Origin of the sequence: Sphingobium fuliginis, assembly GCF_004152845.1 — a bacterium.
GTDB lineage: Bacteria > Pseudomonadota > Alphaproteobacteria > Sphingomonadales > Sphingomonadaceae > Sphingobium > Sphingobium fuliginis.
The window spans coordinates 230603-249923 of record NZ_SEON01000004.1 but is presented as its reverse complement, the minus strand read 5'-3'; the positions used below and the strand labels follow the sequence as shown (position 1 = coordinate 249923).

General features: G+C 61.0%; 20 protein-coding genes and 3 pseudogenes. 9 read left to right on the top strand and 14 right to left on the bottom strand.

The features are described 5' to 3' along the window. Positions 1 to 16: 16 nt before the first annotated feature. The 3 genes from mddA to EWH10_RS12230 form a co-directional block, all read right to left on the bottom strand. Complete coding sequence (gene mddA, locus EWH10_RS12235) at positions 17 to 748, bottom strand: methanethiol S-methyltransferase (protein WP_065846722.1); 732 nt, start codon at positions 746 to 748, stop codon at positions 17 to 19. A 79-nt stretch (positions 749 to 827) separates the two neighbouring features. After that, a complete protein-coding gene (locus EWH10_RS22120) occupies positions 828 to 956 on the bottom strand; it encodes a hypothetical protein (protein WP_257557231.1) in 129 nt (42 codons plus the stop codon). Positions 957 to 967: 11 nt separating this feature from the next. Further along, entirely contained in the window at positions 968 to 1240 is a 273-nt protein-coding gene (locus EWH10_RS12230; protein ID WP_065846724.1) for a DUF4242 domain-containing protein, read from the bottom strand. 150 nt (positions 1241 to 1390) lie between these two features. On the opposite strand from EWH10_RS12230, the gene EWH10_RS12225 reads away from it, so the two are divergent. After that, entirely contained in the window at positions 1391 to 3952 is a 2562-nt protein-coding gene (locus EWH10_RS12225) for an AAA family ATPase (RefSeq protein ID WP_065846726.1), read from the top strand. Positions 3953 to 4233: 281 nt separating this feature from the next. After that, a complete protein-coding gene (locus tag EWH10_RS21750; RefSeq protein ID WP_165363360.1) occupies positions 4234 to 4404 on the top strand; it encodes a hypothetical protein in 171 nt (56 codons plus the stop codon). A 103-nt stretch (positions 4405 to 4507) separates the two neighbouring features. Here EWH10_RS21750 and EWH10_RS12215 read toward each other — a convergent pair whose 3' ends face one another. Next, positions 4508 to 7327 carry a TonB-dependent receptor domain-containing protein gene (locus EWH10_RS12215; RefSeq protein WP_130029989.1) on the bottom strand — a complete coding sequence of 940 codons (2820 nt, stop codon included), beginning with the start codon at positions 7325 to 7327 and terminating at the stop codon, positions 4508 to 4510. Positions 7328 to 7338: 11 nt separating this feature from the next. Here EWH10_RS12215 and EWH10_RS12210 point away from each other — a divergent pair, with 11 nt between their 5' ends. After that, a complete protein-coding gene (locus EWH10_RS12210) occupies positions 7339 to 7641 on the top strand; it encodes a hypothetical protein (RefSeq protein WP_130029988.1) in 303 nt (100 codons plus the stop codon). A gap of 147 nt (positions 7642 to 7788) precedes the next feature. Here the strand turns inward: EWH10_RS12210 and EWH10_RS12205 are convergent. Then, positions 7789 to 8420 (bottom strand): annotated as a pseudogene (locus EWH10_RS12205) (tyrosine-type recombinase/integrase). Between the two features lie 168 nt (positions 8421 to 8588). On the opposite strand from EWH10_RS12205, the gene EWH10_RS12200 reads away from it, so the two are divergent. Together EWH10_RS12200 and EWH10_RS12195 are read left to right on the top strand one after the other, a co-directional pair. Continuing rightward, the gene (locus EWH10_RS12200; protein ID WP_065846186.1) at positions 8589 to 8861 is read left to right on the top strand and encodes an AbrB/MazE/SpoVT family DNA-binding domain-containing protein; all 273 of its coding nucleotides are present in this window, start codon (positions 8589 to 8591) and stop codon (positions 8859 to 8861) included. Beyond that, a complete protein-coding gene (locus tag EWH10_RS12195) occupies positions 8848 to 9237 on the top strand; it encodes a type II toxin-antitoxin system VapC family toxin (RefSeq protein ID WP_065846182.1) in 390 nt (129 codons plus the stop codon). The genes EWH10_RS12200 and EWH10_RS12195 overlap by 14 nt, the downstream gene beginning before the upstream one ends. Before the next feature lie 323 nt (positions 9238 to 9560). Here EWH10_RS12195 and EWH10_RS12190 read toward each other — a convergent pair whose 3' ends face one another. From EWH10_RS12190 to EWH10_RS12175, 4 genes and pseudogenes are all read right to left on the bottom strand, one after another. Then, positions 9561 to 10394 (bottom strand): SDR family NAD(P)-dependent oxidoreductase, encoded by an 834-nt coding sequence (locus tag EWH10_RS12190; protein ID WP_044660729.1) that lies wholly within the window; start codon positions 10392 to 10394, stop codon positions 9561 to 9563. Positions 10395 to 10460: 66 nt separating this feature from the next. Continuing rightward, positions 10461 to 10844, bottom strand: a pseudogene (locus tag EWH10_RS12185) (alpha/beta fold hydrolase); the annotation flags it as partial. A gap of 197 nt (positions 10845 to 11041) precedes the next feature. Further along, positions 11042 to 11368 (bottom strand): annotated as a pseudogene (locus EWH10_RS22115) (alcohol dehydrogenase catalytic domain-containing protein); the annotation flags it as partial. Positions 11369 to 11422: 54 nt separating this feature from the next. Further along, positions 11423 to 11857 (bottom strand): nuclear transport factor 2 family protein, encoded by a 435-nt coding sequence (locus EWH10_RS12175; RefSeq protein ID WP_044660726.1) that lies wholly within the window; start codon positions 11855 to 11857, stop codon positions 11423 to 11425. Between the two features lie 102 nt (positions 11858 to 11959). Between EWH10_RS12175 and EWH10_RS12170 the strand changes: the two genes are divergently transcribed. Then, on the top strand, positions 11960 to 12889 hold the full coding sequence (locus EWH10_RS12170) for an AraC family transcriptional regulator (protein ID WP_044660725.1): 930 nt from the start codon (positions 11960 to 11962) through the stop codon (positions 12887 to 12889). A gap of 177 nt (positions 12890 to 13066) precedes the next feature. Here EWH10_RS12170 and EWH10_RS12165 read toward each other — a convergent pair whose 3' ends face one another. Continuing rightward, positions 13067 to 13930, bottom strand: coding sequence for a sigma-70 family RNA polymerase sigma factor (locus tag EWH10_RS12165; protein ID WP_274054253.1), 864 nt, complete (start codon positions 13928 to 13930; stop codon positions 13067 to 13069). A gap of 198 nt (positions 13931 to 14128) precedes the next feature. On the opposite strand from EWH10_RS12165, the gene EWH10_RS12160 reads away from it, so the two are divergent. Then, entirely contained in the window at positions 14129 to 14611 is a 483-nt protein-coding gene (locus EWH10_RS12160) for a carboxymuconolactone decarboxylase family protein (protein WP_229742572.1), read from the top strand. Positions 14612 to 14943: 332 nt separating this feature from the next. Here the strand turns inward: EWH10_RS12160 and EWH10_RS12155 are convergent, their stop codons facing one another. Together EWH10_RS12155 and EWH10_RS12150 are read right to left on the bottom strand one after the other, a co-directional pair. Beyond that, positions 14944 to 15270, bottom strand: coding sequence for a type II toxin-antitoxin system RelE/ParE family toxin (locus tag EWH10_RS12155; RefSeq protein ID WP_044660724.1), 327 nt, complete (start codon positions 15268 to 15270; stop codon positions 14944 to 14946). Then, positions 15270 to 15506, bottom strand: a complete 237-nt coding sequence (locus EWH10_RS12150; RefSeq protein ID WP_044660723.1) for a ribbon-helix-helix domain-containing protein — start codon at positions 15504 to 15506, stop codon at positions 15270 to 15272. The genes EWH10_RS12155 and EWH10_RS12150 overlap by 1 nt, the downstream gene beginning before the upstream one ends. A 118-nt stretch (positions 15507 to 15624) precedes the next feature. On the opposite strand from EWH10_RS12150, the gene EWH10_RS12145 reads away from it, so the two are divergent. Then, on the top strand, positions 15625 to 16257 hold the full coding sequence (locus EWH10_RS12145) for a tyrosine-type recombinase/integrase (RefSeq protein WP_044660722.1): 633 nt from the start codon (positions 15625 to 15627) through the stop codon (positions 16255 to 16257). Positions 16258 to 16373: 116 nt separating this feature from the next. Here the strand turns inward: EWH10_RS12145 and EWH10_RS12140 are convergent, their stop codons facing one another. Together EWH10_RS12140 and EWH10_RS12135 are read right to left on the bottom strand one after the other, a co-directional pair. Then, positions 16374 to 16745: a VOC family protein gene (locus EWH10_RS12140; protein WP_044660721.1), complete on the bottom strand. Its 372-nt coding sequence runs from the start codon at positions 16743 to 16745 to the stop codon at positions 16374 to 16376. A 500-nt stretch (positions 16746 to 17245) separates the two neighbouring features. Next, positions 17246 to 18310 carry an SDR family oxidoreductase gene (locus EWH10_RS12135; protein WP_229742574.1) on the bottom strand — a complete coding sequence of 355 codons (1065 nt, stop codon included), beginning with the start codon at positions 18308 to 18310 and terminating at the stop codon, positions 17246 to 17248. 109 nt (positions 18311 to 18419) lie between these two features. Between EWH10_RS12135 and EWH10_RS12130 the strand changes: the two genes are divergently transcribed. Further along, a complete protein-coding gene (locus tag EWH10_RS12130; protein WP_065846181.1) occupies positions 18420 to 19310 on the top strand; it encodes a LysR family transcriptional regulator in 891 nt (296 codons plus the stop codon). Positions 19311 to 19321: the final 11 nt, after the last annotated feature.

The window sequence follows — 19321 nt, the reverse complement described above, 5'->3', positions numbered from 1 at the left end:
GAGAGCAGAGTTTTGTTCATCCTCGACGCAGGCGCGGCGCCAGCATGCCGGTTCTTGCGCGGTAGCGGACATAGTCTTCTCCGAACGTGCCCACCAGGTCGCGCTCCTCGAACCGGATCGCCACCAGCATGAAGGTCGACATGCCAGTCGCGAACATCAGGTGCCCGAGCGTCATATATGGCGTCGCCCAAAAGGCGATGAAGAAGCCGGAATAGAGCGGATGGCGCACCAGCCGGTAGAAGAACGGTGTGCGGAAGACCGCCAACCGCCGAGCACGGCCGTGCACATGGTCCCAACTCTGCTTCAGCCCGAACAGTTCGAAATGGCTGATGAGAAATGTGCTCAGCAGCACGATCAGCCAGCCGAGGCCGAAAACCGCCCAGAGCAGCACGGCGCCGCTACCGCCGACTCGCCACAGCACGTCCGGCACCGGTTGCCAGAGCATGAACAGCAGGATGAGGGCGAGGCTCGCTGCCAACACGTAGATGCTCCGCTCGATCGGCTCGGGCACCAGCATGGTCCAGAGCCGCTTGAAGCCGGGCCGCGCCATGATGCTGTGCTGCAGGGCGAAGGCCGTGATGAGCAGCAGGTCGACGAGGACGGCAATGATGACGGGAGCGCCGCCGCCATGATCGACACTTTTCGGCAGGATCGGCAGCCCTGCGACGAATGCGATGAGATAGAGAAAGGTCGACAGGAAGACCGCATAGGCGATCGCGCTGAATGACAGAAAAGCCAGCCGCTTCATGATCCATACTCCCCAGGGGATTGCGTTGCGCGCCTGCAGCTGCTGCGGAACGCCCTTTGGAGCGCCCCGCAGCGGAGGTTCAGGCAATGAGGCGCAAAGAGAAGTGCGCGAGGAGCTGAAAGAGCAGCGCAAGCTGCATCGTCGACGCGAAGATCGCGAGACCGACAGCATAAGCAGCGGTTCCCGCCCAGGTTGACAGCCATTTCATCGGATGTCCTTTCAGTAGTAGAAATAGGGATCCAGCACCCGGATCTCGGTGATGCTGTCGACGGGCAGGCCCGTCCGGTCCGCCGCGGCTTCGATTGCCGATGGAGTGGGGGCGTCGTACACGCAGAAGGTCTTCTGCTTGTCCATCGAGACGAAGCTCTGCACCCAGGTCACTGATCCCTGCGCATTCTGGTCGACGACGTTGAGGCAAGCACCTGCGCCATCGCTGTTGCACGGGATGTGGAGACCCGACGGGAAGGTACGTTCGACAATATAACGTGGCATGACAATATTCCTTTGCTTTCTTGAGCAAGGGCTGGATCGTCGAAATGCTGGGCTGCCGCATCGGCGGGACTCCCTATTTTGCGGGAACCGCTTCCCCATTTTTGATCTCCCTATTTTCGCCGCGCCCGTTCTTGTATTGTAGCGCCCGCAATGCTGCTGGAGCGCGATCATATCCTCGACGAACTGGACGAGCTTGGGCGCGACGCGCTCGCTGGCCAGGGCCGGGTCGTGTTCCTCGTCGGCGAGGCTGGCATCGGCAAGACCAGCGTGCTGCGCGCAGCCGCCGTTCGGCTCGAACCGCATTTGCGGCTCCTCTGGGCCGCCTGCGAAGATCTGAGCGCGGCCGAGGCGCTCACGCTGCTGCGCGATCTGCCCGTCATCGAAGCCGACGCGCTTGATCGCGCGAATGACAGCGGCTCGCGGCTTGCACTGTTCAATGAGGCGATCGCGCGCCTGCGCGATGTACCGACCACCCTCCTCATCGAGGATCTGCATTGGGCTGACGACGGCAGCATTGACTTCGTGCGCTATCTCGGCCGTCGGATCGCGGACCAGCCGCTTCTCCTCATTATCTCGTCCCGTAATGAGGATCTGGCTGCGCGCGTGCGCCTGGGTCGCGCCGCCAACGATCTTCCGCCCGCGTCGCGCCGCCGGTTCGACCTGGCCCGCCTGTCCTCTGCGGCCGTCGGCAAGCTTGCCGCAGCGCATGGCCTCATCGGATCGGCCATTCATGAAGTGACGAACGGCAATCCCCTTTTGGTCACCGAAATCCTTGCCAATGGCGGCAGCCGATCGAGCTCGATCGATGACCTTGTCGTCGGTCGCGCCGATCGCCTTGACGAAATGGCGCGCGACTTTCTGGACTATTGTTCGATCATCCCGCGCCGGGTGTCGTTGGATCAGGTGGAGGCACATGGCACGCCGGACGATGCCCTAACCGCCTGCATGGAAACGGGCCTGCTGTTGACGGATGGCGCCGGTCTTGCGTTTCGGCATGAGATCACGCGACGCGCGGTCGAAGACGCGCTGTCTCCGCTCAAGCGCAAGCAGCTTCACAGCCGCGAGCTGGCCCGGCTGGAAGCGGCAGGCGCCAGTGCGGCGCGGCGCCTGCATCATGCGATCGGCGCGAACGATCTAGACACCATTCGTAGGCTCGCGCCGCTCGCCGCCCGACATGCTTCGTCGCTTGGTGCTCACCGCGAAGCCGCACGCGCATGGGGCGCTCTGCTTAAACGAGAGGCGGAAGATCTTAATCCGGAGCATTGCCAACAATATGCCTATGAGCTGCACGTGACTGCCGACACGGCCGGCGCGATCGAATGGCAGGAGCGCGCTCTGGCCATTCACCGCGCGGCCGGCGATGCGCTGCGCCAAGGGGACGCGCTGCGCTTCCTGTCCCGATTACATTACGTCAATGGCGACCGTGTGCTTGCCGATGAAGCCGGCGAGGCCGCCGTCACCCTGCTCGAGCCTCATTCCGAAACGCCGGAACTGGCGCTTGCCTATGCCAATTTGGCGCATCTCGCGATGCTTGCCGATCAACCGCGCGAAACGGCGCTGTGGAGCGAGAAGGCAATCCCCATCGCGCATCGGCTCGGGCGCAAAGATATCCTCTCCACTCTGTACAACAATTACGGAACGGGCCTGCAATATTCCGATCTGGAGCGCGGCCTCGACCTGCTCGATCAGAGCATCGCGCTCGGGATCGCTTCCGGCAGTCAGGAGCATGTCGCGCGCGCATACACCAACAAGGGGTGGGTGCTCATGCAGTGCCGCAGGCATGGGGAAGCACTGTCCATACACGACGAGGGCATCCTTTATTGCCGGGAGCGCGATCTTGATCCCTGGCGCGATTACATGCTGGGCGGCAAGGCACTGAGCCTGCTCGACGTCGGTCGCTGGGGCGAGGCGCGCGAGACGGCGGAGCCCGTCGTGCTTGATCAGAACAACAGCTATTTGATGCGCAATCCGGCGGTGCGGGCGCTCGCTCTGCTCGCCGTGCGGCGCGGCGATCCCGATCTCGAGCGGCTGGTCGAGGAACTGCGCGAACATATGGCCCGCGGTCGCGAAGCACCCCGCTTCACCAGCCTGGCACTGATCGTTGCGGAACATTGCTGGGTCAGCGGACTCGATCCCTCCGAGGCACTTGCGCTCCTTGAAGAAGCACAGGGGCTGCTGGCACCCGACAGCAGTCGCTGGGATCGAGCCGCACTCTGGTTCTGGCGCAGGAAGCTCGGCGATGCGCAAGACCCGCCCGCGGATATCCCCGTGCCATTCGCCTGCCTAGCGAAAGAGGACATCGTCGGCGCGGCAAAAGCTTTCTCGAAAATTGGATTACCGTTCGAGCAGGCTCTCGCATTGATCGAAGGAGATGAATTGCAGGCGACGCAGGGCCTGGCCATCCTTGAGCGTCTCAGCGCGACCGCCAGCGCCGCACGGGTGCGGGCGGATTTCATTCAGCGGGGCATCCGGCGTGGCGTTCGCGGTCCTCGCGCTTCGACCCGGAACAATGGCTTCGGCCTGACGAGGCGTGAGGTCGACGTACTGAATGCGATCGACAAAGGCATGACCAATCGTCAGATCGGCGAACGCTTGTTCGTATCGGCCAAGACCGTTGATCATCATGTCTCCGCCATCCTCGGCAAGCTCAATGCGCGTACCCGCGGTGAAGCGGCAGCAATTGCGAGAGAACGAGGTTTGTTGGCATCCTGAACGTGCCGTCAATCTACCCGTTATCGTTAATATTGTGCCATTTCGCCAACAATGCCGCCTTTTCCACTTCGGTTTAGCCTATGGGGCGCTGCCGTTCCTTAGGTTATCTCGAACGGCAGTGACTGGGTCGCAAGTGGTTTGAAGGCTTCTCGGTTCACCAACCGATCAACCGGGCGGTCAGTGTCTGTTCGTCAGGCGAGCGGCCGCCATGGCTAGCGCCATCGCCCCGGCTGGACGCAAGACTAAAAATCCATGCGTCCGCCCGATCTTGGCATCTCGTCATGATCGGTGATCCTGTCGCAGATGATGTGGATGACCTCGCCCTCCTTCAGCCGTCCTTAAAACTAAGCGATATCCAGACAATGAAGGGCTTTGGCGGACTGAAACTGACCAGCCGGCTTTCCTCTCCGAAACCAGTTTCCACACTTGGCGTGAAAGCCCAACAGCGGTAGTCCTAAGCAGAGAAGGAGACGAACGTGTGAAGATTAGGCTAGGTTGATCGCGCCTGAGGGCGCGCCCGGCGGACGCGCCCGTTCGTTTTCAAGCGTTTGAATTTTACATCTTGTAGGACAAGCGCAGATAGCCGAACTGCCCCGGCACGTCGTAGCTGGTCGTGTCGAAATTCGCGCCGTCGCATGTTCCGCAAAGCGGCGGATCCTTATCGAACACATTGTTGACGCCGATTGTCAGGCGGGTGCGATGATCCAGCCAGTCGGGCGAGAAATAGGCCTGGATGTCCCCGTAGAAGGTCGCCTTCATGACATGGCCGTCGCTTTCAGTGACCTTGCTGAGATAGCGGCCGGTGAAGGACAATCCATAGCTTTCGGTTGAGTAGTCCAGCGTGGCGTTCGCCTTGAAATGCGGATAGGCCTGATCGCTCGCCCCGCACCGCTCCGTACCGGCGCACTTGATCGTCGGCGCGCCCAGATCAGCTGGGGGCTTGATGTTGTACTTCAGCAAATAAGCGGCGTTGATGTTGAGACCGATGGAGCCGTTGCCGATCATCTTCGAGCGGTAGTTCAGAGTGCCGTCGATCCCGTCGGTTTCAATCGCGTTGAGGTTCTGGAGCACGCCGTCGATACCCGCGACCGCACCGCTGCCGGTACGGGTGATCGCGGCACAGCTGATCGGATCGGCCTCGAACGCGCAACGCTGGAGTGTGAGCGTGGCGGGCACCGAGTCAATCGCATTCTTCAGCTTGATCGTGTAGTAATTGACCTCGATGCTGAACGCGCTGGCGAAGCTGTCGCGGGCCCAGGCCGGGCTATAGACGCCGCCTGCGGTCCAAGTCTTGGATGTTTCCGGCTTCAGACCCGTAAAGCCCTGCGAGAAAACGCCCAACTGACCGCCCTGCGGTTCGGCATAGCTGCCGCTGGCAGGGACGCCATTGGCAATGCAATTCGCCCGGACGGTCGCGTTGGTCTGCCATGGGCTGCCCGGCACATTCGTGCAGGGATCGTTGATCGTCGCGTCAGTGCGGGAACGGCCGGCATAGAGTTCACCAATGCTGGGCGCGCGAAGGCTTTCGGCATAACCGCCGCGCAGGAGCAGATCACGGGTCGGCTTCCACAGGCCCGAAACCGTGTAGGTGGTGTTGCTGCCGAAGCTGGAATAGTTGGAATGGCGCACCGCGCCGTTCAGTTCCAACTTCTGGAAAAAGGGCGTGTCGGACAGGATGGGGATGCGCAGTTCGCCATAGAATTCATCGACATTGAAGCCGCCGCGTGCAGGGCTGGTCGGCACGTCCGCCCCCAGGCCCGCTGTGATGATCGGGTCGGGAGTATAGTATGCCTGCTGATCGCGATGCTCATAGCCGACAGCGAAGCCCACCGCGCCGCCAGGCAGGTCGAACAGGTCGCCCGACAGGTTGGCAGTGACGTCCCACAATTCCTGTTCGCTGCGGTCGCGCTCGTCGAAGGTCACATAATCGAGCATTGCCTGAGTTATCGACCCGGCGCCGCCGAAGATGTTGAACGGCACGCAAGCGCCGGTACAGGCGCCGACTGGCCCCAGCGCCTGGGCGAGCCTGGCGGCGTTGAGGTTGCCGGTGAAGACTTGGTGCGCATTATTGGTGCCATAGCTGCCATTGACGTCCCAATACCATTTATGATCGCCGACATCGAACGTGCCTTCCAGCGTGGCCGCCATTGTGAGCGTATCGACTTCCTGGCTGAAGATGCGCGGTCCGCCCTCTACGAAGCGGCGGCGGATCGTCGAATAGTTAGCCGATCCCGGATCGGCCGAGAGCGTGACGCCAAATGGATTATAGGGGTTGCTGGCATCGACCGAGATCGTGTCCAGCAGGTTGCCGTTACCCGCATCGGGCCCGATGAACAGCGGTAGGAACGCTGCTTGCGTGGTCGACTCGCGGTGCTGATAGACCAGCCTTGTCCGCAGGCTGACAGCGTCGGAAAATTCAAACTTGCCGTTCAGAAAGGCGCCATAACGCTTCGAGGGCGTCAGCAGATAATTATAAGGCGCGAAGTTGAAAGAGTCCGTTGCGGACACATAGGGGCGATAGTCGCTCAGCACCGGCGCGCGGCCTATGATCGGATTGCTCAACGTCAGGCTTTGTCCCAGCACGTCGTAGCGGCCGTTGGGCGTGGCGCTCGAACAACCGCCATCCGCGCAACTGCTACCGCCGGCGGCGGGCCATTGCGAGATCGAGCGGTCGGCGGTGCTGACGCCTTCCTGCTTCACATAATTGCCGCCAAAGACGATCGAGACGCGATCGGACTGGATGCCGTAGCTGGCGTTGATGTCGTAGGTGTGTCCGTCGCCCTGACGATAGGTGCCGAACTGGGCCGACATGTCGAGGCCCTTTTGCGACTGGCGGGTGATGATGTTCACCACGCCCGCGACCGCGTCCGAGCCATAGAGCGGGGAAGCACCCGACTGCAGCACTTCCACCCGCTCAATCATGCTCTGCGGAATGGTGTTGAGATCAACCGAGGCCGGAATGCCGCCAGCCGCCGATCCGTTGACGTAGCGCATACCGTCGACCAGCACGAGTGTCCGCTTGGCACCCAGATAGCGTAGGTCAATTTCGGCTGAACCCGAACTCACGCCGGTGCCGTCGGGCGGCCCACCGATATTCCCCGCATTGTTAGTCTTGGTGTTGAGGCCGCCTGCGGCGCTTGGGATACGTTGCAGCACGTCGGCGATCGAGGTCAGGCCGGTCCGCGCGATGGATTCCTGATCCACCGTGACGATGGGTTTGTCTTGTTCGGTGGGATCCCGGCGAATGCGCGATCCGGTGACGATGATGGCGTTGCCGTCATCGGCCTGCGGAACAGCGGACTGCGCTAATGCCGGCGCAGTCGCTCCAAGAACCGAAAGCATGACGCCGCAATACAAGGTATTTTTCAATCGCATGATTTTACCCCTTGACCGTCGTTCCCTGGAGTGGAGTGTTGCTGCTCTGCTACCGGCTGGCAATCGCACTTCTGTTGCGGCGCACAACCTATGTCGTTTTTTTGCAATATGTTGCTACTTGGCAACAAACTGTTTGTCGCGTCTTTTCCACGATTGAACAGGCCGCCCGCTTTGCTCATGTTCGTCATGAAGAGTTGATCGAAAAGCTACAGATTGTAGCAACCCTTCTGGAGCGTAAAAGAATCCCGCTCTCGCATGCGCTTGCTGAAGCACCGGCGTCAAGGATACGGTGGCCGTGGTGGCTAAGAGCATAGAGACTAATCCGGCATATTACTTTTCAGGTTAGGCACGCCATCAATCCGAATATATTTATCTCGACGACTATTTTGATGGATTTGCTATTTTTGACTAGCTTCTGTCACAGCTCCTAATGGTGGATTTCGGTGAGGAGCCAGGAAACCTCAGATTTCCGTGCCCTCTGCCAATGTCAGTGCGTCCTCTACATCCACCCCGAGATATCTGACCGTACTTTCGATCTTCGTATGTCCCAGCAGGATCTGGACCGCTCGGAGATTTCCAGCAGCTTTGTATATGATCGACGCCTTGGTTCGCCGCAGGGAATGGGTACCGTAATCCTCGCTCGGCAGTCCAATTCCTGTGACCCATTCGTCAACAAGACGGGCATATTGCCGTATGCTGATGTGGGTCGTGTGGTCGGTGCGGCTCGGGAAGGCGAAATCCTCGAGGGATCCCCCTCGTAGCTCAAGCCATTTGAGGGGGCTGGCCCGAACATCGTCCATCAGCTCAAACTGGACTGGCCTTCCGGTCTTGTGCTGAACGACGGTGGCCCGGGTGCGAACTTTCCGATCACAAACGATATCGCTGATCCTGATCTTCACCAGGTCCAACCGCGCAGCTTGCTATCGATGGCGAGATCGAAGATGGCGCGATCCCGGATGCGCCCATGTTGGTCGAGAAAGAAGCGGATCGCCCAAATCTAACGGGGTTTCAGCGCTCGTTTCGCGCCAAGCTTGCGTCCGGCGTTCCATGATACTCTCTGCCGAGCGGCGGGATCAAATTCTGATAATCCCATGACACGTCTCCTGTGGCCATGATGGCCGCAGGAATAACGCTTCAAAATAGGCCGACCCTGTGCCGACATTCATCTGCCCATATTTGCTCTTCAGGTGCGGACCGGCCGCTCCTTGCCACCGACTACAGCCACTGCTATCTTACCTCTGTCTTACTGACGGAGGCCGCCATGGGCATTCAGGAACGGATCACCACCACGCTTTCAACTAAAGGGCAGGTTATCTTGCCCAAAGCGATCCGTGAACAGAAACACTGGACGGCGGGCACCAAGCTGATTGTGGAAGAAACGGACGAAGGCGTGCTCCTGAAAGCTGCGCCTGTTTTTGCCGCCACGGATATCGAATCTGTCTTTGGGTCGCTACGATCAACAAAGCCCGCTCTCTCTATCGATGAGATGAATATGGTCATATCGGAGGAAGCAAAGCGGCGTGCGCGGGATTGATACCAACATCGTCGTCCGCTTGCTGACCGCTGACGATGAAAAACAGGCGAAGGCAGCCCGCAGCATCGTTGATGGGAACGAAATTTTTCTCGGCGTAACAGTGCTTTTGGAGGCAGAATGGGTGCTGCGCGCGGGTTATGGCTTCGCGCCAGACGAAATTGCTCGCGTGCTACGTGGCCTAGCCGGCCTTCCAGGAATGCTGGTAGAAGAACCTGCCCGTATAGCATTAGCCCTCGACTGGATGGAACAGGGAATGGATTTCGCCGACGCCCTTCACCTTGCGCGATCCGCACAATGCACTGAATTTCTGACTTTCGACCGCAAGTTCGCCAAGCGCGCTGCAAAATTGGACGCGATCCCCGTCGTCGTGCCCTAACGCTCAATCCGGGCGACAAGGCGAATGACGAGGTGGTCACGACCCTTCCTCGCCGCTCAGCGGCCAAATTTCGTTCACCAGGAGCGGACATCTCATTGCTGCCTTCGGGCCGGTCATCATGTCCGCTTCGTTGGACGATCCGGAACGGCTCCTTTCGGGAGCGCTGATAGGGATACCGGACGTTCCGGACGGCGGACCGACCTGTCAGCTTGGCGCCCTGATTGCCGTCGTTCAGCGCCCGCATAGATGCCCTCAAAAGCAGACGTATTCCTAACGGCTAGGGAGTTCCGCAACGTACTTCTACAGGGTGGTTCAGGTCGCCGTCATGCGAAAGACGTGCTGTGCGACAGATCTCTCCAAGCTTCGTATTCTTCACGCCGCCCCTCCAACGCCGCTGTGATCCCGGCCCAGCTGTCCGCGCCAAGAATTAGGCGTCGCGGCATCTCGCCCGCTTCTGCCAGCCCGACCAGAATTTCGCCGATCCGGTCGGGATCGCTGGGCGCCAGCGCGAAATCTTTGTCGTTGTCCAGAAGGTCGATGATCGCGTGGGCGCTTTCAGCGTATGCGTCGATCCGGGGGCTGCGAAGGTTGCGCTCGACGATTCCCGTACGGATGCCGCCGGGCTCGATCGCCATCACCTTGATCCCGAGCGGCGCGACCTCTTGCGCGAGCGCTTCGGTAAGCCCCTCGAGGGCAAACTTGGTGGCGCTATAGTAGCCGAGCGACGGCATTGCGACGACCCCGTTGAACGACGACACGTTGATGATAGCGCCTCTGCCCCGGTCCCGCATTCCCGGGAGAGCGGCGCGGATGGCGTGTGCTGCCCCTAGGACATTGGTTTCGAAGAGCGTGCGGATCTTAGCATCCTCCCCTTCCTCGATCGCCGCGAGATAGCCCAGCGCAGCATTGTTCACGAGGACGTCGATGCCGCCATGCCACGCCTCGGCTGCCGCAATGGCCCCTTCGATCTGGTCCGGAGCGGTCAGGTCCATCGACAACGCCAGCACCCGCTCGGGCGCGGTCTCGGTCAGCTTCGCAAGACGGGTGTTGTCGCGGGCTGTCGCAGCGACGCGATGGCCGGCGCGCAGCGCAGCTCTCGCGATCGCCGCGCCAAGGCCGCTGGAGGCGCCGGTGATGAACCAGGTTCGAGCAGTCATGATGGTTTCCTTTCAGGCGGAGGACCCGCGGAGCCACTCCCCGTCCGCTGCGCGCGAGCGGCCGAGCTACGCCTTCACGAAGGCGAGCAGGTCGGGATTGATGAGGTCGGCATGCGTCGTCAGCATCCCGTGCGGGTAGCCCTCGTAGATCTTCAGCGTGCCGTTGCGGAGCAGCCCGATCTGTTTCAGCGCCGCGGCGGAATAAGGCACCACCTGGTCGTCGTCACCCTGCACGACGAGGATCGGAACGTCGATCGCCGTCAGGTCCTCGGTCTGGTCGGTCTCGGAGAATGCCTTGATGCCCTGGTATTGGGCGAGCGCGCTGCCCATCATGCCCTGGCGCCACCAGTTGTCGATGATCGCCTGCGAGACGTCCGCCCCGGGGCGGTTGAAGCCGTAGAACGGCCCCGAGGCAACGTCGCGGAAGAACCGCGCGCGGTTGCCGGCCAGCGCCTCGCCGCGATCCGCGCGCCCAGCGCGCGGAGATACTGGATCGCGATGTGTCCGAGCCCGCCTGCGCCGCCCTGGACCAGCACGAAGTCGCCGGGGTGGATGTCGGCCTTGTCGAACACAGCCTGCCACGCGGTCAGCGCGACGGTCGGCAGCGCGGCCGCCTCAAGGAAGTCGAGGCTGGCCGGCATCCGGGCCGCATAGTGCCCGTTCAGCACCTTGTACTCGGCATAGCTGCCGAACTTGCCGGCATAGCCACCGTCGACATACCAGACCGCATCGCCCGGCTGGAGGTGCTTGATGGCGGCGCCGACGGCATCGACGACGCCCGTCCCGTCGATTCCGAGGATCGTGAAGGCGTCGATCGCTCCGTCGCCGTACACTGCACCGTTCCTGCGGCTCTGCCAGTCTGCGGGGTTGATGCCTGCCGCCATCACGCGGACGAGAATGTCGGTATCGGCCAGTATGCGCGGCCTTGCGATCTCTCGCAGCTCGAGCACTTCGGGCCCTCCGGCGCGCGCCATGACCAGCGCTTGCATCGTAGCGACCTTGTTCGAGTTCTCGCTCATCGCCGCCTCCTATTCCGTGAACTCGAGGATGGTGCGGCGAAGCTCGAGACGCGTGATCCGCCAGCCGTCGGTCCCCAGGCGCCAGAGCTCGTGATAGTGCCCATAGCCGTGCATCCGGCGCGGCCCTTCCGACCCCGGGCGGAAGATGATCATGTCCTCCATCGACCAAGTCGCGGAAATCTCGGTATCGGAGATCTGATCTATTTCGTCGTTGTGCATCTGGTGGATCGACTGCCCGCCTTCGAGCCCGGCCCGGGCCGCAGCCACGAAGCTGTCGCGGTCGTCGTGGGAAACGACCAGGTTCCCCGCCGGATCGAACATGCGCACCTCGACCGCCGGCTCGAAGAGGTCGGCGAAACCGTCCCAATCCTTGGTGTCGAGGAAGCGGGCGTAGCGCGCCTTGGCGCGCCGAACCTGCTCGATATTGTCTATGGCGGTATCCATCGCCGGTCTCCTTTCTGTGACTGATATTGCGCCAAGGAGTAGAAACGTATAGATATCAGACCGCCATATTTGTTGCTCTATCGTCCAGAAGGATGGCTGATCATGGACCCTCTGACAGAGATCTTCACGCAAATGCGCATTCGCAAGGCGGGCTTCACGCGGCTCGATGCGACCGCGCCCTGGGGCTTCATGTCCAAAGGCGAGCAGGCCGTGAAGTTCGTGCTCGTGGTGCGAGGATCGGGAATCCTGATTTCGGGGAACAATGCCGAACCGATCCCGCTGCGCGGCGGCGATGTCTTCATCATGCTAGATGACGAGCCCTATCGCCTGTTCGACCATGAAGGCTCGCAGATGATCGACTGTGTCGACGTGGAGAAGCTGCGCGTGGGGCATCGGATAGAGCTAGGCGGCGGGGGCGCGCTCACCACCTTTGTGAGCGGCGCTTTCGAGATCGACGCGCTCGATGCCCAGCCGCTTCTCGCCGTGTTGCCGAAGCTGCTTCATCTAAAGCTCGATCAGAACCGGTCGCTTGCCTTCCAGTCAGTCCTCGAGCTGCTTGCAGCGGAGACCGAGGCGCCGGGTCTTGGCTCCGAGGCGGTCACGAGCCGGCTCTTCGAGCTGCTGTTCGTCCATGCCATACGCGCGCTCGCGTCGCAGCCTGGCGGTCCCACGCACGGATGGCTGGCGGCGCTCGCCGACCGCAATCTGGCGCAGGCCATAAAGGCCGTTCATGCGGAGCCCGGGCGGGATTGGACTGTCGAAGCTCTCGCGCGGGAAGCGGGAATGTCGCGATCAGCGTTTGCGGCCCGGTTCAAGGTCGTGGTCGGCCGTACGCCGTTGGAGTATCTGACCCACTGGCGCATATATCGGGCGACGCGGATGATCCAGAGGCGTGGCACAGCTCTGGCGGAGGTCTCCCGCAGCATCGGCTATGAGTCGCCGGCAGCGTTCAATCGCGCGTTCAAAAAGGAAACCGGCCAGACGCCGGGCGCTTTCAGGAAGAAGATCGGGCTGGAAATCGCACCCGTATGAACGCCCGCAAGGACGTCGTTAGCAGTCGATCAGCAACGCCTTCAGCTCGTCAGCTGCTATGAGCCCCAATCCCAGTCGCTCAGCTTGGGCCGACATGTCCTAAACTGATACTCGTTCATCCTGCTCTAAGTGGTGCCCTGGTGCGGCCAACCGTAGAACGTGTACGACCATCACCTTTCAAGCGTGGCTGGTTTGGATTGTGGACGAAATGTGGGCAAGCTTATCGGGGTTCTTAACTATGTAGATCGCGACGATTTTGCCGTCCTGCAGGTCGAGTGCCGTCGTTTGCAGTGCGCCGCCCTGATTGCGGCTGATGTAGCCGGGCAAGCCATCGATCATTACGGTGCGAAGCAATCTGGGCGGTGGCGCGTTCTTGCGACGTACTCCGGCAAAGACACGCAGCGCAAACTCGATCCCCCGCACGACATTGCGGAAAGCGAGTACCTTACCACCGCCATCGGTATGAATCTCGACGTCCTCCGCCAGGATTTTCGAAAGTCGGGTCGTATCTCCATCCCGCGCGGCGGTGAAAAAGGCGCGTGCAAGCCTGTCTGCTTCGGCAGGCTCAACGGCGAACCTCGGTCGCGCAGCCTGAACATGTTTGCGGGCTCGTGAAGCGAGTTGACGGACGGCGGCAGGCTCTCGACCCAGGGTTATGGCCACCTCGGGCAATGCCACGTCGAACACGTCATGAAGAAGGAAGGCCGCCCGCTCCAGCGGCGACAGGCGCTCCATCGCCAGCATAAGCGTGACAGTTATGTCGTCGGCGATTGTTTCGTCCGGCTCGACGGACCCGATCAGCGGATCGGGTAGCCACGGACCTATATAGGTCTCGCGTTGTGCGCGCGCCGATTTCTTGCGGTCGAGGCACAAGCGGGTGACAATCCGGGTCAGATAGGTCGTAGGGAAGTCGATATCATCTTCGATCCCTTCCCAGCGCAGCCAGGCATCTTGCATAACATCCTCGGCATCGCTGTGGGAGCCGAGCATTCGGTATGCGAGCCGATGCAATCGATTGCGTTCGGCCTCATATCCGGAGATGCGCTGTTCACGTCTCGCCGTCCGTCGGTCGGCGGCATTTCCGCCGGCGCGCGTCGACACCAATGTCTCCTTCATGGTCATGTGTACAAGACGATGCAGCGTGCCCGGTTGTGACATAAACCCGGCCATTCACGAAAAATTTCTCCGAAGATGTCACACTTGCCCGTCTTGCCTCGTCAAGTCCGCGAGCGCCGCTGAATGGCGCCACAGGCCAAGGACATGATGATGAGCGAAACGAAACGGCTGATCTGGCACGAGATCGCGCCACAGGGCGCGAAGGCGTTGTTCGGTATCCATCACTACGTGACAACCGGCACCAACCTGCCGGAGGAACTTATACATCTCGTGTTCCTGCGGGTTTCGCAAATCAATGGCTGCGCGCATTGCATCGACCTCCACACGCGCGACCTACTCAAGACGATGCCGGTCGACAAAGTTGCCTTGATCCCGGTCTGGGCGGAAGTTCCGCATCTTTTTCCGGAGCAATACCGCGCCGCGCTGGCTTGGGCCGAGGAGGTTACGCTCGTCAGCGAAACACATGCTTCGGACGAAGCATATGCAGCTGCTTCGGCGGTATTTGAACCGAAGGACCTCGTGGATCTCACCATCGCCATTGCGGCAATGAATGCCTTCAATCGCCTTGGCGCACCATTTCGGTTGCCCGTCAAGGCGCAGGCGTGAACCGCTACGGAAGGGCCATCTCAATTAATGAAAGACCCGAACGTCTATCGGGGGACTGGACGGGCTGCTGGATGTATTGGTTCAGCGGCTTCGTTCTGCGAAGGATAAGCGCGCAGCGGCTGATTTTCCCAGCTGCCTTCCCAACCTGTAAGTACCCGGTCGGCCCAGATGCGGCCGTTCGTGCGATCGAATGCAATGTCCGATTTCGCAGTTCGAGTTCCAAAAGCGGCCCGTCGGCTGTCCGCCCAGAAGGCGCCATAACTCGCCGCGTGAATGAACGGCCGGTTTCGACGCTCAGGCGAACCGCCGCGAACGACGGCTATGTTGGCGGTTTAATCGTCTACATCGACCAACCAAGCTGGCATGTCCCGCTTGGCATGAAGCACGCGCCAGACATCCACATGGGTCTCGAATTCAAGGTAGAAAACTAGCCAAGGAAATCCTTTAAGCCCTATGGTTCTCAACCCGGGTAAGTTCAGCTCGTGAGACCATCGCGGAGAGCCTGCCGCCGGCATTTCCCCGATGAAAGTATAGGCCTGTTCAAGTGCATCAATGAAGCCGAAGGCGGCATCAGCGCCGGCTACATCAGCGTAATGTTCGACCGCAAGGTCGACATCCGCCCGCGCTTTGGCGCGCGGTATGATCGGTTTTGCAGTCACTACCCGGCGCGTTGCGCCACACGGTCACGAAGGCCTTGAAAATATCCGGCATCGGCCGGTGCTGAGGCTTCAGAACTGCCGCCGTCCAAGAGCATTTCACGAAGGCGCTGAATGTCCTGGTCCTTACGGATCAATTCCCGCACATACTCACTGCTCGTGCCATAACCACGCATGTTGACCTGCTGGTCAACAAACGCCTTGAGCGCATCCGGAAGCGAGATGTTCATCGTCGACATGGACTATGATATAGGAGGTTTGGCAAAATTTGGCAAGATGCCGCGAGGCTCCAGTCGCCGAACATAGCAACGTTCCGATACCTTCCGATCGGCCAATTCCGGCTATCGGAGAACTATCATGGGACATTCGGACCTCGACCCCGCCATACATGATCGGCGCCCTTGGAATGCAGGGCAGAATGTGGGGCCGAAGCGCCCTCTGAAGCCGCGCGATATCTGGGCAATCCGTTTCTATCTAGACGAACACAGGCGCCTGCGCGACCGGGCCCTGTTCGATCTTGCGATTGACAGCAAATTGCGTGGCTGCGACCTGGTCAAGATCAGGATAGGCGACCTGATGAGCGCAGGGTCATTTCGCGATCGCGCGACGGTTATCCAGCAAAAGACCGGTCGTCCGGTGCAATTCGAGATCATGACCGAGGCACGTAAGAGCCTCAAAGCATGGCTTGATCGGCGCGGCGGGACGATCCGCGACTTCGTATTCCCAAGCAGGATCGATTACCTTGGTCATTTGAGCACACGGCAATATGCGCGTCTCGTCGACGAATGGGTCTCGACGATCGGCCTCGACAGACGAGAGTATGGCACGCACTCGATGCGACGGACCAAGGCGGCGCTGATCTATAAAACCACAGGCAATCTCCGCGCTGTGCAAATCCTGCTTGGCCATACCAACATCGAAAATACAGTCAGATACCTCGGCGTAGATGTCGATGATGCTCTGACGCTGTCCGAACGGACTGAAATTTGAAATTTCCGGCTTCCTGATATTTCTGGGAAGCCGGTTCACCATATGTACGACCCGCAGGTATCACGAGTGCTGCTGACCCCGAGAACGACCGCTATGTCGGCGACCCCGGGCCATGGCTAGCTTGCCGAGTAGGTGACGACCTCAATCTTGTTGCCATCGAGATCGTGAACGAAGGCTCCGTAATAATTGCCATCGTATTCAGGCCGTAGGGCAGGTGCGCCGCCGTCTGTGCCACCATTGGCGAGAGCGACCCGGTAAACCGTCCGACGAGCAGCGGCCAACGCGATGTGCACACCGTTACCAACGGTCGCCGGCTTACCATCGACAGGCTTCTCCAGAGCGAAAAGATATTCGTGTGCGGCGCTGCCATATCCAACCGACCCACCCTTCAGGCTCCGGCGCGACATTCCAATTACCGCGAGCACTGGATCGTAGAAGCGGATTGCGCGATCAGCGTCGTTGGTGCCGAGCGATACGTGATGGATCATCACAGGAGCCTCCTCCTTTATCGTTATTCCAAACGCGCAATTCGCAGACAGGATCCGGCAGGTCGAATCCATCTACCGCCGGATGACCAGCGCTGAATGGGCAGCTGCCTCCAGAAACCAGACTTCCAGCGCCCATTGCGGTCACTTTGGCTGTCGCCCTACAGATGAACACGAATAGCCCCGGCTAGGCTGAATGAACCAACGGCAATCGTCTTCGGGGCCATGAAGGTCGGCTATGTTGGCGACTGCCGACCAGACCCGGTCGCTCAGGCTTGCAGCAGTGAATGTCGCATCAAACCAAAACCTGCCTATCGCTGAGGGGAAAGCAGAAGGTCGGCAAAGCGCCCCACTTCGGTCGTGGAAGCATCTGGGCCGATCTACCGAAAGCGGACATAAAATCAGCTCGTGCTCGTGGCTGCAATGTCGGACAAAGCCGCCATTCCCTGAGCTTCGTGGCGACGGCGGCTTCTTACGGAAGCGGTCATTACCACCTGGATCGATCACCGGCGCGTAACGCGCAACTGTGGTGGGAAACTGCTCGGTCCGGTCTTGGTACCGAACCGATTGAAGCTGCCCGTCCGCTTTAACCCCATGCTCTGATCGCACCTGGGCGCTTCCAGATGAAGCGACCATCTGCCGATCACGGTTATCGAAGATTGGTCTTGGCGAGTTCTATGAGCTCGTCGCCCCGACCACTCAGTACAGCCGACGAGCTCGGCCACATGATCGCGATAGGTCCGCAAGGGGCGGCCGAGCAGCGCTGTCAGGCGCTCGACGTCGCCCGCTTCGGGAACCATGCCGTCGGTCTGGAAGCGCTCGGCCATCTGGCGCATGTCATAGGCCATCCACGCGGGCATGAACTGGCGAAGGTTCTGCTCGAAGCCGGCCGTGTCGTTGCCCGGGAAGGCGATCGGACGGCCAAGCACGTCGGACCAGATCGCGGCGGCATCGGCGCCGGTCAGGGTATCGGGCCCGATCAGGTTCATGCGGGTCAGCGGCAGCGACTCGGGCGATTGCTCGCGGCGGATGAGCTCGATCGCGGCGATCTCGCCGATATCGCGCGCATCGATCATGGCGAGGCCCTTGTCGCCGATCGGCACCGGATAGATGCCATAGCTCGATACCACGTCCTTGATGGTGGCTTCGTTTTCCATGAAATAGGCCGGGCGCAGGATGGTGGCGCTAAAGCCCATGGCCTCGATCATTCGCTCGACGCCGAACTTGCCGGCGAAGTGCGGCACGTTGACATAGACATCGCTGTGGATGACCGAGAGATAGACGACCCGCTCGACCCCGGCGTCTCGGGCGACGTTCAGCGCGATCAGCGCCTGCGTGAATTCATCCGCGACGACGCCGTTGAGCAGGAACAGCGTAGAGACGCCCGACATGGCCGAGCGGAGCGCATCGACGTCGAGCAGATCGCCCTTCGCCAGTTCGACATCTGCCGGCAGGCCGGCTTTCGCGGGATCGCGGACAAGGGCGCGCACGTTGGCGCCGCGGCGGACAAGCTGATCGACGACATTACGTCCGACATTGCCGGTCGCGCCAGTTACGAGAATGGTCATGAGGGTCACTCCTTTTCGGTTGAGCCGGTTGGCAGTTCCGAAAATGATCGATCCATATTCCTGCAAATAGATGCTATGTTTAGACTGTCCGTCTCTATGGTGGAACAGTATGGATCTGCTAGCCCTCGCCGATTTCAACCTGGTGGCCCGGTACGGGGGCTTCGGAAAAGCCGCGCGCGCCGCCGGACGGCCGAAGGCCACCTTGTCCCGGCGCGTCGCCGAACTGGAGGCGAGGCTCAACCTGCGCCTGTTCGAACGCGGCGCAAGGGACCTCAAGCTGACCGAAGAAGGGCGGGCGCTCTTCGAGCGTGCCGGCAGGCTTCTTAGCGAGTTGGAGGAAACCGCAGCGGCCATCGCCTCGGGTGGCGAGCGCCCGCGCGGGCGGCTGCGGATCAGCGCGCCGCTTCTGTTCTGTCAGACCGCGATGGGCAAGTTAGCCGCCGACTTCGCGCGGCGCTTCCCTGACGTCCGGCTTGAGGTGACGACCGAGGATCGCGCGGTCGACATGATCGAGGAAGGGTTCGACCTCGTGATCCGCGTGAACCCCGACGCCGACGAGACTCTGGTCGGCCGCGCCTTCTTGCGTGACCGTCTGGTGGTGGTCGCCCCGCCGGGACTGACGCCGCCGGTCGGGGGCGCAGCCGTGCCCGCAGTCGTGCGCACGCCGGCCGACGCCGCAGCGTGGCGGGTCAAGTCGTCCTCGGGGCCCGCGAGCATCGCCATCGAACCGGTGTTGAGCCTGTCCTCGCTCATCATGATCCGCGATGCGGTGCGCAGCGGCGTTGGCGCCGCGCGCTTGCCGATTTCGCTGGTCAGTCACGATATCGCCGACGGTACGCTCAACCATTGGGGTGACGCGGATACACCCGATATCGCGCTATGGACGCTGTATCCGACCAGGCGGCTGCTGAGCGCGCGGGTCTCGGCCTTCCTCGATCATCTCAGGCGTGCCTTTCCGAACGGGACGCCTGACGAGCTGGCCGCTTACATCGGCAAGTGAAAGCCTCAGCC

Coding starts and splice junctions, on each gene's coding strand:
- EWH10_RS21750 (WP_165363360.1), top strand. CDS start 4,234: ATGATCGGTGATCCTGTCGCAGATGATGTGGATGACCTCGCCCTCCTT.
- EWH10_RS12215 (WP_130029989.1), bottom strand. CDS start 7,327: ATGCGATTGAAAAATACCTTGTATTGCGGCGTCATGCTTTCGGTTCTT.
- EWH10_RS12135 (WP_229742574.1), bottom strand. CDS start 18,310: ATGACCATTCTCGTAACTGGCGCGACCGGCAATGTCGGACGTAATGTC.
- EWH10_RS12175 (WP_044660726.1), bottom strand. CDS start 11,857: ATGGATACCGCCATAGACAATATCGAGCAGGTTCGGCGCGCCAAGGCG.
- EWH10_RS12140 (WP_044660721.1), bottom strand. CDS start 16,745: ATGATCCATCACGTATCGCTCGGCACCAACGACGCTGATCGCGCAATC.
- EWH10_RS12160 (WP_229742572.1), top strand. CDS start 14,129: ATGGCGCCACAGGCCAAGGACATGATGATGAGCGAAACGAAACGGCTG.
- EWH10_RS12225 (WP_065846726.1), top strand. CDS start 1,391: ATGCTGCTGGAGCGCGATCATATCCTCGACGAACTGGACGAGCTTGGG.
- EWH10_RS12190 (WP_044660729.1), bottom strand. CDS start 10,394: ATGACTGCTCGAACCTGGTTCATCACCGGCGCCTCCAGCGGCCTTGGC.
- EWH10_RS22120 (WP_257557231.1), bottom strand. CDS start 956: ATGAAATGGCTGTCAACCTGGGCGGGAACCGCTGCTTATGCTGTCGGT.
- EWH10_RS12170 (WP_044660725.1), top strand. CDS start 11,960: ATGGACCCTCTGACAGAGATCTTCACGCAAATGCGCATTCGCAAGGCG.
- EWH10_RS12150 (WP_044660723.1), bottom strand. CDS start 15,506: ATGTCGACGATGAACATCTCGCTTCCGGATGCGCTCAAGGCGTTTGTT.
- EWH10_RS12130 (WP_065846181.1), top strand. CDS start 18,420: ATGGATCTGCTAGCCCTCGCCGATTTCAACCTGGTGGCCCGGTACGGG.
- EWH10_RS12230 (WP_065846724.1), bottom strand. CDS start 1,240: ATGCCACGTTATATTGTCGAACGTACCTTCCCGTCGGGTCTCCACATC.
- EWH10_RS12145 (WP_044660722.1), top strand. CDS start 15,625: ATGGGACATTCGGACCTCGACCCCGCCATACATGATCGGCGCCCTTGG.
- EWH10_RS12200 (WP_065846186.1), top strand. CDS start 8,589: ATGGGCATTCAGGAACGGATCACCACCACGCTTTCAACTAAAGGGCAG.
- mddA (WP_065846722.1), bottom strand. CDS start 748: ATGAAGCGGCTGGCTTTTCTGTCATTCAGCGCGATCGCCTATGCGGTC.